Genomic DNA, 13804 nt, shown 5'->3' on the forward strand with positions numbered 1-13804 from the left:
TCGCCCGCTTGGCTCGAAGCGAGATCATCAACACGATCTTGACGGATAGGACTCATCGGAACTCCGAGATCATGCTGGAGAGAAGAAAAACTCTCTCAAATCGCTATTTTTCCGCAGCCTGCTAACCGAAGAAGCACGAAAACTTGTCCTCCTTCACCGTCTTCAGGAACAGCTTAAGCGTGCCCACCGCTTTGACCGGCTCGTATGAATGCCACTTTAAGTCTGCTCTCTGCCAATAAATCCTCCAAACCCCCAGCCGCTTGTTCCATGTGGCCTTGGCAATTGCGTCCTCATGCCTTTCATTCGGACGCTGAAATGCCGGTCGAATCTCAAACAACTCAACGCTTGTCCCATAATGCGATAACCGAGATCCAGCTTTGACCTGATGTGCACAGGTGGACGGTTCGCCTCCAGCCACGCATTCAGAACACGCTTGTTTTGTGCGATCTCTATATCAGTAAAAGCCATTTTCTTCTGGCACCTAACGACGCGTATAAGCTGCGGCGGGAACCTGACCCGAAACCGCGCAACGAAGCCCGAGACCGAGAAGAAACAACGGCGGCATCGAAAGGAACACCAACACCACTTCAGAAGAAGTGTGCCTATTGACGGCCGGGGGCCTTATAAGAGTTAGCCAAACCCGTCGCTTCTCTCACCGAGATCAAATGGTTCTATATGATGGAGCTCTGCGAGGCTGCGGAGCTCTTCAGTCCCTTCGATCACAGTGACGGCGCCTTCCTGAGCTTCCCGTCGTTGCTCACTCGTAAGGCGACCGGTCGTAACGAAGATGGCTGAACCGACTCGGCGAGCGAAGCAACCCGCTAGAAACTTCAGCCATTCGGTCTGAGTTGGAGCGTTATTCGTTTGGTGCAGCTTCACCTGCACGCCAATGTTTCGTGGTTCATCGCTCGCGTCGCCGATTCGCGAGCCGACGAAATCGAGGCCTCGCTCGGTGCTCTTGTGCACACCTGGTGGTACCAGGCGTAGTGAGGGTACGCCGAGCGAAGGAACCGGAGCACCCACTTCTCGAAGGCGGTTCCTTTCGCGGCGTTCGGTGGAACTCCCTCCTCGCTACCCGTGTCGACGTTGACGGCGACTTCCGATGCCTGGGGAGCTGATCCGGCGAACTCACGGCCTTCCGGGGTGACACGCCATCCGGGACGATTCTTGTCGTGTGGATAGACATAGCCCGCTTCGACCGCCACGCTATTCACGAAGAAGCGGAGGCTCGCGCGACCCTGGTCCGAAAGGGTGAAGCCGAGGGGGCGCACCTGTACTTCAAGGGCATCGTACAGGTCAGCCATCTGCGCTTCGCCGCTGCGCTCGATGATCCGTCTGAGCGCGACTCGGATCTGTTCGTCGCCGGAAAACCCAGCCTCGAACCCAGTTGCCTGTCGAACTTGTTGGGTCGCCATCATTCAGTTCAGGCTAACGGCCGCGGCTGAGCTGCGCCGCGCTGGTAAAAGAGCCATCCTACAGTTTACGCGCGGCGTCAGCTCCAGCCCCTAGTTAGGCAGCGCGAATTCGCATGCTAAGTACGACACGCCAAGCGACCGCTGGCGGCCCGATGTAGAAGGAACGACGACCTGGGAATCATAGACTTCAGTCCCAATGGCTACCTCTCGGCTCGTACCGCATCGCCACCGCCCCCGAGCCGAACTCCAGCCGGCTCACGAGCTTCAAGTCGACATGCTTCGATAAGCCTGCGAACAACGTCGGCCCATGCCCCGCTAGCCTGGGGTGCACGACGAACTCGTACTCATCGATCAACCCCAGCTCCGCCAACGCCTGCGGGAGCTTCACGCCTCCCACGAACAGTTCTTTACCCGGCTCCTGCTTGAGCCGCTCAACGGCCTTTCCCAGATCCCGCGCACGAGCTCCGCGTTCCAATCGACCCGGTCCAGGGTGCTGGACACGACGTACTTCTTTGCCGCGTTGATCGTCCGGGCGAAGGGTTCCATCCAATCGGCCATCCAATCAGGCCTCGCACCCGCCGGCCACCTCCACGCTGCCTCCATCATTTCGTAGGTTACCCGGCCAAAGAGGAGGGCATCAGCCTGCGCGAGGTCCTCGGCCGCGTGACGATGCAAGTCTTTGTCCGTGGGTATTGCACGATGATCGCAGCACCCGTCCAATGTGACGTTGATGGAATACCGAAGGGGCCGCACTATGTGCTCCTGAAGCGGGCAACGCTCCGCTGCAACCGGTTGTTATGCGCCAATGAATGAACGTATTCGGCTCCAAGCCGAAGTTATACGCCGGCGTCGCCGGCTTCCGGATACCACCATCCGAAAAACTCCTCAACAGCCTTTGGGCCAAGCTCGAGCACGGCTTCGGCGAGGCGCGTTTGACCCCGCGAGACCAAGAGTGCGGCTGCGGCCGCCTGACCAAACACATGATCCCAGGCGTAGCGACTTTGCCGATGCACGGCATCCGCAAGAAGTGAGATTGCTTTCACGTAGCCACCTACCAAATCTTCAGGTATAGGCAGTGCATTCCTGCTGCCCTGGCGGTGAACCTCAACAGACGCAGGAAACGCAAAGAAATGCCAAGCGCACGGGCCGTCGACTGCCAGCGCGATTCGAACGATATGAGGGACCGTGGCATAACACGCGTCATACACGGTGCCTTGATGATGAACGGTGCCCCATAAGAACTCCCACGTCTCCTCATCTGCGTGGTGCGGAGCTCGTTCCAGTACTCGGAGATATCTGGCACATCGCTCGCGATGCCAAATGCATGGTGTAGTTCAACCCACCGGCCGCTGCTCAGTGACAGGACTTCCATTGCTCCTCGTGCGTATAAAGCTGCGGCGTGCGAGCGGCGGCGGTTCTTGCCGTGTGAGCGCGTGCCGCACGCCGGCAGCTTAATTCGCATGTTATACGCCGTGCTCTCGTTCAGGCCGTACGGGTGAGCGGACGTACAGCAACGAGATCGGAGTCAGAGATTGGACGGACGTCTGAGAATTTGAGCGTAACGAGAGCAGTTGTGCGGCCAGACGCTGTCACGAACTCGACTTCGAGGCCATCAGGCGGGTAGAGCTCAACCACGGCGCCAAGATCTCCAGCCTTAAGTCCATGAGCAGGGAGGTCCCGGATAAGAACAACGGTGTCGAGCGCTTGGTAGTCCATGGCTACCTCGGGAAAACCGTCACGAGTCGCGGGGGTGCCCCAGGGGTTGGAAGAATCCAGACCGTTGTAACCTCCAAGGCAATTCCGCTCGGTCCTCTAAGAATACCCGAAATCGAGTATTTCTGGCCATATTCGCTGGCTTCGCCCAGGATAGCTTCTCCATTCCGAGCCCGGTCCAGAATGGCGGACCTCAGATCGACCCAGTTCGCAGCGTCGAAGCCCGCCCGGGCGAGGAATGCGGCTTTGAAACGGCCGATGGGGTGGGACTTCGATAACAGATATTCTCGAACCTTCCGCTCGTCGACGATAGCCCGCTCTGCGTTTGGAAGTTTCATGACCCTTCAGCTTCTCTCAGTGCCATCCAGTGCGTATAACGTTCCGGCTAAGCTGCGGCGCGCGTGCTCAGCCACTCAATCCGGCACCGACCTCTCGCGCGCCGCCAGCTTCAGCCGGTTGTTAGCCGGAGCGGTCCGCCTCACGTACGCCAACGAAACCCTCAGTCGTCACGTCGAACTTCGAGAACCCTAATTCGACCATCGCGCGTTGGAGCGTTGGGGTTAACTCTGTTCCGTACACTTCCACTTCGCTCCACGGTGGGATGTGCGAATACTCGCCATGATGGAGATCGCCGGCTTCTCTCGGATGAGCACTTCACGGTGGATGGGACGCTGGTGGAGGCTTGGGCCGGCCACAAGAGCTTCAAGCCGAAGGACGAGGCTGCGAGGAAGCCGCCGGAGGATCCGGGGAATCCGACGGTGGACTTCACCGGGCAGAAGCGCTCGAACAAGACCCATGCGTCGACGACCGATAAGGACGCTCTTCTTTATCGCAAATCCTTTGGGACCGAATCGAAGCTGTGCTTCGCGGGCCACCTCTTGATGGACAATCGGCACGGCTTGGCGGTGGACGTCGAGCTGACCCAGGCCACGGGCCTCTCGGAGCGCGAAGCGGCCCTGAGAATGGCGGGAAGGATTGGCGGCTTCCAGCGGGTGACCCTGGGCGCGGACAAGGCGTTCGACGTTCGCGAGTTCGTTGGCACGCTCCGGGTAATGAAGGTGACGCCTCACATTGCCGGGAAGAATGCGAGCTACAGCGCCATCGATGGAAGAACGAAACGATTTGCTGGGTACGTCTTGAGCCAGAGGAAGCGCAAGCGAGTCGAAGAGATCTTCGGTTGGCTTAAGACCGTCGCGCTGCTGCGGAAGACGCGGCACCGGGGCCTGGCGCGTGTCGGCTGGATGTTCACCTTCGCCACGGCCATCTACAACTTGGTTCGAATGAAAAACCTGGCGGCGGCAACCGGATGAAGTCGTCCGCGACGCCTCGCCCGCTTGGATCGAAGCGAGATCATCAACACGATCTTGATGGATAGAACCCATCGGGACTCCGAGATCAGGCTGGAGAGAAGAGGAACTCTCTCAAATCGCTATTTTTCCGCAGCCTGTTAGGCACCCGTTAACCCCCTGCGACCCATTCGAAGACACCCAGAACCCGGCCATCATTCGCGTCGATTAGGACACTTCTACCATCGGCCCCGTACTTACTTTCGTGAAGGGTATTCGACACGCCCCATACATAGCCGAATTGGCGATTCCAAGTAAAACCCACACTCCATGGCTTGATGCCGGGCTCCAAGCCGGCCTTCCCAGAAACCTCGCGCGCAGTAGCGTCATTGTAGGGAAAAACGCATTCAAGTGGACTGGCGATGCACGGTGGCACGCCAGACAAGTCTGAGACTTTGCCGTCAGGATCGACAACGCAACTAATGACTTCGTCAACGAAGTGGGTTTCGGGCATGCGGAATTTGAACGTTACCATGCAGTAAGGTCGCTGCATATACTCGGCACAGGCTTCCGGGTGCTCGATGCAATGGGCAGACGGTGGAAAGTACTTTGCACTTTGCGGACTGATGTACTTCCCATAGAAGTCAGAGCCTACCAGTGCGATGATCGCCTGACTAGCGGGCACGTAGACTTGGCCACATTCCGGCTCACCACCCCAGATCATTCCCACAAGCATTAGCGGGAGTGCCACGAAGCTAAGGAATCGCATGGACGTTTTTGGCCTACAAGCAGATGCAGACACCTTGCCGTTTGCTCCTTCGGGTGTGCCTAACCGATGCGGGTTGAGCCGCGGCCAGCTTTTGGCCGTCGGCTCCAAGCCGAGGTTAGCCGGCCGTTCGCTTCAACCGCGATATTCACTGACCAAGATCCCTACCATTACTATAGCGAGGAGAGGAAGCCACGAGGTGATGAAGTGCAGTGCAACCTGCTCCTCTGGCTCAAAGTAGGGATTGTAGGTTGTCGTGAAACTCGTACTGTGCCAGACCGCGAACAAGAGCGCCATACCAATGCCTGCGACGAGGCTATACCGCAGCAACTTCCTGCCCCACGACGGGAGCTGACTGCGGCGGAGTTTTTCCAGGAAGAGCTGTGTGGACAGAGCCAGTAGTAAAAGAATCAGCAGGCCCGGTAATTTGAAGTAGATGAATTGCCAAACTTGGAATCCGACCCCGTTCGCGTACGACTCGGGTGTCTCAGGCAGGGCAAGTTTGGTGCTGACGGTCGCGTATCCATAGCCAACCGTTAACACGGCCCAGAATAGTACCGTCAACAGCATTGCCCTCGACATAATCCCTATCTCGATTTCCAGGTCCGGCTAACGATGCGGGTTGAGCCGCGGCGCGCTTTTCGCCGTCGGCTCCAAGCCGGGGTTAGCGGGCACGTTCACCCTTCCACGCGACGACAAGAGGGTCCTTGGCCCACGTTGCGTCATACCTTCCCTCAGCCGTGCAATTGTCCCTGCTCGCGATCGGTAGCAAACTCCAGACATGTGGTGGGATCGTTGGCTCGCCCTTGACCCTTACCGCTCGGCCGGCAGATTGGACAGTAAGAAACAACCAGAAGACGAATAGCGGATTTGGCTCCCCACCGTGGACAAAATCCATCCAGCCTTCGGCCTGAACCTCACCTGCCGTGTTGAGCACCCGTACTCCAGAAAGACTCTCCAGCATCGCATCGGCAAGACTCGTACAGTGACCTTCCTGACAGGATTGAGACCAGTCAATGGCGAGACCGGAGGGGGTGAGCCCATAGGGCAGCAGGTCATTGAGAAGCTGGCGCTCCACTTCTGACCTCAAATCAGGCCCCATCCGCTCGACTTCATAGGACAATGCTCGGTCCATGACAATGTCCCGCTAACTAGCTTTGTGCCGATCCCCATTATTTGATAGGGCGGCGGGAATGGCGAGAATAAAAAATAGTGCTGCGAGGGAGCGTTTCGGAAAGCCGCCTGAATGCAACGCGATAGAGCGCGCGCGACCGGTTTCGGGGACGACTTTTCGCCGAAATAGACTGACCTGTACGAAAAAATATGGCTGCGAGCGGCGGGCTGGGGAGTCATGGCTTGACCTCTCCGGTGGGTGACGTCGGCGGGCACCCGAGCCGGTCCATCGGGCTGCGGACCGCGGCGGGTCCGCGGTTGAGGACGTGGGTGTAGATCATCGTGGTGCTCACGTCTTTATGTCCGAGGAGCTCCTGCACGGTCCGGATGTCGTAGCCGTCCTCGAGTCGCTTTATCGCTGCCGGATGGTCCAAAACGTGACACCCATGCGCATCGATCACCTATCGTTTGCGCGGGACGGACCTGACCTTGAGCCGGACACCTCCTGGGAATGCCCAGTGGCGATAGGCCTCGATCCATTCGGCACCTCCAGGTGGCGGGAAAGGCAGTGGCATGTCGAGGATGGGGATGGCCTGCCGGCTCCTGCCTCGGCGGCAGATTGCGACGATCTCGTCAGCCTGCGTGAGGTCGATCCGCTCCACAGTAACCGTCACTCCCAGCACCAAGGTCTCGAACGGCAGCCCCAGGTTGTCTTCCAACATCGTCAGGAACCCCGTCTTCTGCTCAGATTCACCATAGGCGTCGACGGTGGCTTCTTTGACGAGCTTTTCTAAGAGAATCTTTTTTGGTGGCCAGCGACGATCTCCTTTCTCAGAGGCTCGTCGTCCTTTCCTTATACGATTTCGCGTCATGGGCCTTCTCCCCCCAGGTCGTCGAAGTGACAAGGAGCCTTCTCGTCATATTCGACGTGGGGTTCGTCGACAGGGTCCGAATAGTTGGAGGGCGGCTCGCCGCGCACATAACCGAGGGCCCGGTATGCTCGCAGCCGCTTCTCGAACATGCGCCGCAGCACAGGCACCGAACCGTCGACATAATCGAAAATACGCACGGTTGTCTTCCCGGGGCGGATCCGATGCAGGCGACCTGCGTACTGTGCCAGCGTTCCCTTCCACGAGATTGGCATAGCAAGGAAAAGAGTATCGAGTCTGATGTCGTCGAACCCTTCACCGATGTACCGCCCGGTCGCAAGGATAAGTCGCTCCTCGTCCTCCGGTATTTCGGCGAGCTGGGTGACGAGCTTCTGCCGCTGCTTGGGGGTTCCACCACCTCGGAGCACGATAAGGTTGCGGACGAAGCCACGCAGCTTCGCCGCGAAATAATCGAGGTGATCACGCCTCTCGGTCAGCAGGACCGGAGACGCCCCAAGTTCGACAGCCCGAATCACGTCGTCGAGGACGAGGCGGTTGCGCTGCTCATCGGCCGCCAGAGCCCCGTAAATGTCTTGAATCCCGACCTCATTCGGCACTGCTTTCAGCCAAAAGCTTGTCTCACGAACGACGAGCTCATATTTGAACAGTTGCCTCGCAGCGGGGCTCTTCGCTTCCACGCAAAAACGTGCGGGTCCGAGCTGCATCTCCAGAATCGGGTGATGACCGTCGCGGCGATTCGGCGTCGCTGTGAGCCCCAGGACGTATCGTGCCTTGACCTCCGAAAGAACACGCTCGAACGACACAGCCGGGACATGGTGGCACTCGTCCACGATGACATGTCCGTAGGTGGCGACGATATCGTCGACGTGTTCCCCACGGACCAGACTCTGAATCATCGCCACATCCAAGATACTGTTGGCATTGCGTTTCCCGCCTCCAATCTGTCCCACTTCCTTCTCGTCGACGCCTAGAAAGGCTGAAATCTGGGCAACCCACTGGTCGAGCAGCGGCCTCCGGTGAACGAGGATGAGGGTGCTGCGACCCCGTTGAGCGATCAGGTGAGCCCCGAGAACGGTCTTCCCGATCCCGGGGGGTCCGACGAATACGCCGATGTCGTGGGGAAGGAGTGCCTTTGCTGCGCGCTCCTGGAGCGGTGTGAGCTCGCCGCGAAACTGGAAGCATAATGGTTGGCCCTCGTGACGCTGATCATCGAGCGAGAGCTTGATGTCATACCTTTTCAGGAGCCCCTCGACCGCGCTGCGGCAGCCGCGTGGCAACGCAATGTGGCGCGGCAACTCCTGGGCGCAGGAGATTACGCGCGGCGTCTTCGCGATCGAAAGTCGCATCGACTGCCTTCTGTAGAACTCAGGGTTTTGGAAGGCGGCAAGGCGCTTGATCTCGTTGAGCAACGGTGACGGGACGGCATCCTTGTCGATAAAAAGCCGCTGGGCGAGGACGGCGTTCACTTCGCTTGGCAGCGGCCCGGGAATGGACGAGCGGCCGGAATTGCCCATTGGCAACTGCCTGCGTGGTTCGGTCCCCTCATCATCCATAGGTTCGGCAATCCTCACACCTACGACCGCATCCCGACGCTCAGCCTCCCGCGCGATCGCCTCGACCCCTTCAGGTTCAAGCCTCGGGACCGCCGCGAGGTAGGCCCATTGATCGAGGTAAGGCTCGAACCCCGCATCGAGGAAGACGGTATTCCCGCGTCGGCGAGCTTCATACTGAAGGGGCAGGGCGATGAGGTTCCCGAAGCCCCCATGTGGCATTGTGTCCTGGTTTGGGAAGAGCCGGTCGTATGAATCCATGCTGAGCTGGTGTCGACGGGCCATTGTCTCGGTGAGAAGGTGGGATCCCATTTTCCGGGCGAGGGCCGACGGGATGGGGGATGCAAAAAAGAACCAGGCGTGGGCACCATTGCCCGACCGGGATCGCTCCAGGGAACAAGGAACTCCCATGATTCGGCAGGTTTCGATGAAACTGGCCACATCTTCCTTCCAAGAAGCCTTGTCGAAATCGACAGCAAGAAACCAGCATGTAGCGTCGCGGAGCAGTGGGTACACTCCCATTACATGGCGACCCCGGAGGTGACCCAGAACGACCTGGTCGTTTACGGAGAGGAAGGCTTGGTTCGGACACTCCCCGCATCGGATTTTGGGAAGCTCGCAAACACCCTTCACGAACTTGTTCGCGCACGCGGGCGCATAGCCCGACTGGCCACTTTTCTTGCTTAGGAAGCGGGTTGGGAAGACATCGTCACGCCCGCGAAAGAGGGATCGGAAAAGCGCCACCTTCTCCACAGCTGAGATCGGACCCGAAGGGCGATTCACGGCCGAAACGTGGCTGCCCGGAACCTGGAGACGGATGGTGGCCTCCAGCTCGCGTCGTAGTGCCTTCAGACGCTCACAAGATTCTTTTCGTTCAGAATTGAGTTTAGCGAGGCGGCCCTCTTCCTGGGCGATGAGCGAGAGCAGATCCGCCCTCGTGGACTTCATTCGATTCCCATGCCGGTGCGACGATCCGGCTCCTATCGACTCGTGTCAGGAAGAGCGTGCGAAATGTCTCAGGGACGTACGTCCGGGGGCGTTCGTTCGCAGTCCGCCGGTCGCCTTCTCATGGTTTCAGCTTTCGCAGGAGCTTCATCTGCCAGTATCCAAGAAGGCAGTGCACCGACGGACATTCTAAAGGTGCATTTCCCAACGGGAGGATTAAGTTGCGCCACCATCTCCGATCGGAAGTGGACGCACACGATGGCGACCCTCCTCGATCACGACGACGGCGCCCCTTCCCAGAGCTTCTGAACACTTGTCAAGAACGACGGACAGGCGATCGATGACGTGTGCGGTGCGGGTGTTGTGGAGACGGAAAACCACCACGCTCACGGTGCGCCCGCGCGCAAGTGCCGCGATTTCGCCGAAGTCGAGATCGAAGGTAAGTACGATTCGACTCTCGGCAATCGCCTTCGCGAAGATTTCGCCGTTCGGAAGTCGGTGAAGACCCTCATCGCGGAGGTGAACCGGCTCGTGACCGTGTTCGCGAAGCCACGTAACGACGCGAACGTCCACACCCATATCCACAAGGAATCTCACCATCTTCTCCGCTGTCTACTGGGTGACGTGGACCTGCTCTTGAGCGAGCCATGCAGCGTATCCGAGAGCCTGCTGAATATCCTCGCGCTCAAGGTCCGGGTATCCGGCCAGGATTTCCTCGAAAGTGGCTCCATGGGCGATCTGCCCTACGATCACCGAAACGGGGATTCGCATCCCGCGGATGCACGCTCGCCCGCCCAGGATCTGAGGGTCGAAGGTGATCCGGTCGAACTCCATCTTGGCACCTCCTTTGCTGCCTATACTAACCCTCTCCGCGGGTATTTCGCATCCCGCCGGTTCCTTCGTGTTCATAAGGCTCGGAAGCGAATTTCCGCGCCCTCGAATTTCGGGCGAGTGGCTATCATGCCGGGGCGCCCTGAACGCCGCTACTCAAGTTCCGATCGGACCGGCTTGGGAGATTTCCGTTCCAGGAACATTTTCACCTTTTCACGAAATCGCTTTGGGGGGCTCGTTGCCCCGGTTTCCCAACGGGCTATTGTGCAGCGATCCACGCCGATCAGAATGGCCAGCCGTTCCTGTGAAATCGCGAGGGATCTCCGGCAGGCAGTCAGCCTCTCGCCTAGGTCTTCAATCTTCTCAAGAGCCTGAACCCCCAGGAACTCGTTGAGCTTAGGCGCTACCCACCGCGCCGGAGCAATTCCACGACGCTCCCAGTTCTCCACGCTCTTCTTGTCGACGCCCAGCACCTTCGCCAGCTTCCTCTGACTCAGCCCCAAGTCCATCCTGCGCTTCCGAATCCGGTCCCCAAGGGTCCTGACTTCACGAGGGTAGCCCGTCGGCAGCCGCTTCTGTCCCCGGAGGGTGACATGGCAAAAAGGCAACGCCTTGCAGCAGATGGGTCGCGAAGGAATGCCGGAAGGTGTGGCAGCTGGCGGGCTTGGTGATCCCGGCCCGGCGGACGGCCTTGAAGACCTCCCGCTGGATCGCCGATTCGTGGAAGTGATGGCGCCGGACCTGCCGGGCCCGCGGTTCCGCGTACCGCCGCGAGGCGGGGAAGACCCATTGCCAGCTCCAGTCCCGGCCGGCCTGGGGATATTTCCGCCCCAGGGCCTCGGGTAGCTCGACCCAGCCGGCGCCGAGCAGGAGATCGGCTTGATGCTGTGACCGGACGAACTCCAGGTGCCGCCTCAGCCTCTCCTGCGCGATGGCGGGGAGCAGCGTCACGCGATCCTTGTTCCCCTTGCCGCGCCGCACGATGATCTGGCTGGCACCGAAGTCGACGTCCTTGATCCTCAGGCGCAGAGCCTCGGTCAACCTCAACCCGCCGCCATAGAGCAGCGTCACGACCAGCCAGGGGATTCCGCCGAGATGCCCGAGGATCGCCCGCACTTCGTCGCGGGCGAGGACCGTTGGAAGCCGCCGGGGCCCGCGGGCCCGGACGAACCCTTCCAGCCAGGCGAGGTCGCGGCGCAGCACCGTGCCGTAAAGGAACAGAAGCGCGCATAGCGCCTGGTTCTGGGTCGAGGACGCCACTTTGTGGTGAATGGCGAGGCTGGTCAGGAAACGGGTCACTTCCTCCTGGCCGAGCGGGGAGGGATGGCGCTTGCCGTGGAAGAGGATGAACCGCCGGATCCAGCCGACGTAGGCCTCCTCGGTCCGGGGGCTGTAATGCTCGGCGCGCAGGCGCCTGCGGACTTCGTCGAGGAACCTCGGTTTGTCCGCGGAGGGCCGCGAGTCGGGAGTGATGACCAGGGGCATCGGCACGGTGGTGTCGGGGGAGTCGAGATGGGCGATCATTCGAACCCCCGGGGAAATGGCTCTCCTGGCTCGGAATGGGGGCGCGTTGGTGAAACTATACGCCGCCGGAGGCTTTGGCGCAAGGACGGGTCGGACGCCCACGGCGGCGAACGCGGGGGATAAGCCGCACCCGAGCCTGGCCAATTAGGGCGATGCGCGTCGAAGAAGGGGCCCGCCGCGTTCGCCGTCAGTGAGTCTCGGTCGAGCCCCACAGCTCCTTCAACCGCTGGTCGCGGCCGCAGGAGAATCGATAGAACTTGTAGCGGACGGGGTTCTTCATGTAGTAGTCCTGATGATAATCCTCGGCGGGATAGAAGGCCGTGGCTTGAACGATCTCGGTGACCAGCGGCTGCTTGAAGCGCCCACTGCTCTCCAGCTCCTTCTTCGATTCCTCCGCGAGCCTCTTCTGCTCGTCGTTGTGATAGAAGATTTCGCTGCGGTATTGCTCTCCGACGTCGCAGAACTGGCGGCCCTTCGCCAGCGGGTCGACGTTGTGCCAGAACACCTCCAGGAGCTTTCGATAGCCGACCTTGGCGGGATCGAAGAGAACCTGGAGCGCTTCGGCGTGACCGGTCGTCCCGGACGAGACTTGCTCGTAGGTGGGGTTTACGGTGCGCCCGCCCGTGTATCCCGAGGTCGTGGAGATTACGCCGTCGATCTTGTCGAAGGGCGGCTCCATGCACCAGAAACACCCGCCCGCGAATGTGGCGGTTTCGTATTTGTCCATCGGTTTTCCTTTCGCGTCTTGTCCGACGGCTTGGTTGCCTCCGCATCCGGCTAGAGCCAGCAGGGCCAGGATCGCGGCGAAGCGCCCTACCCTCGTTTTCATGCTCGGGTTCGCGGCGCTGGCGGCCGCATGGCAGCGCTTCATCGTCACGTCCTGAGCGCCGGCAGCGGCGTCCCCTCGGGCGCGAACTCCAGCGCGACGCCGTTGTTGCAGTACCGCAGCCCGGTGGGTGCGGGGCCGTCGTTGAAGACGTGTCCCTGATGGCCGCCGCAGCGGATGCAGTGGTACTCGGTCCGCGGCAAGAACAGCTTGAAGTCCCGCCTCGTTCCGATGTGCCCTTCAAGCGGCCGGAAGAAGCTTGGCCAGCCGGTGCCGCTGTCGAACTTGGCCTCCGAGCTGAACAGGGGAAGGCGGCAGGCCGCGCAAAGAAACGTGCCGTGGTGCTTCTCCTCGTTCAAGGGGCTCGTGAAGGCCCGCTCGGTCGACTCCTCGAACAGGACGGCGTACTGCTGCGGCGTGAGGAGCTTCCGCCACTCCGCCAAAGGCTTGCTCAGCTTCTCGATCTTTCCCGCCGATTCGCTCTTCTCTCCCGATTTCTCGGGCATTTTCGCGCCCTCCTTTCCGAAGTCGGACGCCGGGAAGAGAAGCCATCCCAGCGCCGCGGCCATCCCGCCATGAACGAACTCCCTGCGTCGCATCGCACCTCTCATGAATTGGCCTGGATTAGTAAGACTGGATTAATCGGCCCTCTTTGGATGCTCCGCGCCTCGAGAAGTTTCGGAATTATCTGGAAACAGCCGGGTTCCTATGCCGCGGCTCGACCCTGGCGAAAGCCTGCACCCCTGATGGGGCACTTGCTCCAGGCTCGGACCAGGCGGATTTCCCACATCTCATTACGGCGCAAGACCTTATCCATTCTAGCTATATCGAGATCGGAATCCACCATTTCGCCCGGATTGCAGGTAAGAAAGCCGTTGACTCGCCCGGACCCGTACCATCCTACCGATGCCCGACTGGATTGCGGTGAAGAAGCCATCGAGCTGA

General features: G+C 60.1%; 13 protein-coding genes and 3 pseudogenes. 2 read left to right on the forward strand and 14 right to left on the reverse strand.

Going from position 1 to position 13804, the window contains the following annotated elements:
* Positions 1-121: 121 nt before the first annotated feature.
* The 3 genes and pseudogenes from VGR67_15945 to VGR67_15955 all read right to left on the reverse strand — a co-directional run bounded on the left by VGR67_15945 (position 122) and on the right by VGR67_15955 (position 2168).
* A complete protein-coding gene (locus VGR67_15945; GenBank protein ID HEV8337905.1) occupies positions 122-418 on the reverse strand; it encodes a DUF3024 domain-containing protein in 297 nt (98 codons plus the stop codon).
* A 457-nt stretch (positions 419-875) separates the two neighbouring features.
* Positions 876-1418: a hypothetical protein gene (locus VGR67_15950; protein ID HEV8337906.1), complete on the reverse strand. Its 543-nt coding sequence runs from the start codon at positions 1416-1418 to the stop codon at positions 876-878.
* Positions 1419-1602: 184 nt separating this feature from the next.
* Positions 1603-2168 (reverse strand): annotated as a pseudogene (locus tag VGR67_15955) (dihydrofolate reductase family protein).
* Positions 2169-2224: 56 nt separating this feature from the next.
* Here VGR67_15955 and VGR67_15960 point away from each other — a divergent pair.
* Positions 2225-2446, forward strand: a complete 222-nt coding sequence (locus tag VGR67_15960; GenBank protein HEV8337907.1) for a hypothetical protein — start codon at positions 2225-2227, stop codon at positions 2444-2446.
* 451 nt (positions 2447-2897) lie between these two features.
* Here VGR67_15960 and VGR67_15965 read toward each other — a convergent pair whose 3' ends face one another.
* Positions 2898-3131, reverse strand: a complete 234-nt coding sequence (locus VGR67_15965) for a DUF4926 domain-containing protein (protein HEV8337908.1) — start codon at positions 3129-3131, stop codon at positions 2898-2900.
* Positions 3132-3757: 626 nt separating this feature from the next.
* On the opposite strand from VGR67_15965, the pseudogene VGR67_15970 reads away from it, so the two are divergent.
* Positions 3758-4438 (forward strand): annotated as a pseudogene (locus tag VGR67_15970) (IS5 family transposase).
* A 1406-nt stretch (positions 4439-5844) separates the two neighbouring features.
* On the opposite strand, the gene VGR67_15975 reads toward VGR67_15970, so the two are convergent.
* From VGR67_15975 to msrB, 10 genes and pseudogenes are all read right to left on the reverse strand, one after another.
* Positions 5845-6315 carry a hypothetical protein gene (locus VGR67_15975; protein HEV8337909.1) on the reverse strand — a complete coding sequence of 157 codons (471 nt, stop codon included), beginning with the start codon at positions 6313-6315 and terminating at the stop codon, positions 5845-5847.
* 214 nt (positions 6316-6529) lie between these two features.
* Positions 6530-6751, reverse strand: a pseudogene (locus VGR67_15980) (tyrosine-type recombinase/integrase).
* A gap of 3 nt (positions 6752-6754) precedes the next feature.
* Positions 6755-7093, reverse strand: coding sequence for a calcium-binding protein (locus VGR67_15985; GenBank protein ID HEV8337910.1), 339 nt, complete (start codon positions 7091-7093; stop codon positions 6755-6757).
* 68 nt (positions 7094-7161) lie between these two features.
* Positions 7162-9681, reverse strand: coding sequence for a DEAD/DEAH box helicase family protein (locus VGR67_15990; protein ID HEV8337911.1), 2520 nt, complete (start codon positions 9679-9681; stop codon positions 7162-7164).
* 213 nt (positions 9682-9894) lie between these two features.
* Positions 9895-10278 carry a DUF5615 family PIN-like protein gene (locus tag VGR67_15995; GenBank protein ID HEV8337912.1) on the reverse strand — a complete coding sequence of 128 codons (384 nt, stop codon included), beginning with the start codon at positions 10276-10278 and terminating at the stop codon, positions 9895-9897.
* A 12-nt stretch (positions 10279-10290) separates the two neighbouring features.
* On the reverse strand, positions 10291-10512 hold the full coding sequence (locus VGR67_16000; GenBank protein ID HEV8337913.1) for a DUF433 domain-containing protein: 222 nt from the start codon (positions 10510-10512) through the stop codon (positions 10291-10293).
* Positions 10513-10661: 149 nt separating this feature from the next.
* Complete coding sequence (locus VGR67_16005) at positions 10662-11117, reverse strand: helix-turn-helix domain-containing protein (protein HEV8337914.1); 456 nt, start codon at positions 11115-11117, stop codon at positions 10662-10664.
* Positions 11056-12033, reverse strand: a complete 978-nt coding sequence (locus VGR67_16010; GenBank protein HEV8337915.1) for an integron integrase — start codon at positions 12031-12033, stop codon at positions 11056-11058. The genes VGR67_16005 and VGR67_16010 overlap by 62 nt, the downstream gene beginning before the upstream one ends.
* 187 nt (positions 12034-12220) lie before the next feature.
* Entirely contained in the window at positions 12221-12760 is a 540-nt protein-coding gene (gene msrA, locus VGR67_16015; protein HEV8337916.1) for a peptide-methionine (S)-S-oxide reductase MsrA, read from the reverse strand.
* A 146-nt stretch (positions 12761-12906) separates the two neighbouring features.
* Positions 12907-13365: a peptide-methionine (R)-S-oxide reductase MsrB gene (gene msrB / locus VGR67_16020; protein HEV8337917.1), complete on the reverse strand. Its 459-nt coding sequence runs from the start codon at positions 13363-13365 to the stop codon at positions 12907-12909.
* Positions 13366-13804: the final 439 nt, after the last annotated feature.

This window comes from Candidatus Polarisedimenticolia bacterium (genome assembly GCA_036004685.1).
GTDB lineage: Bacteria > Acidobacteriota > Polarisedimenticolia > Gp22-AA2 > AA152 > DASYRE01.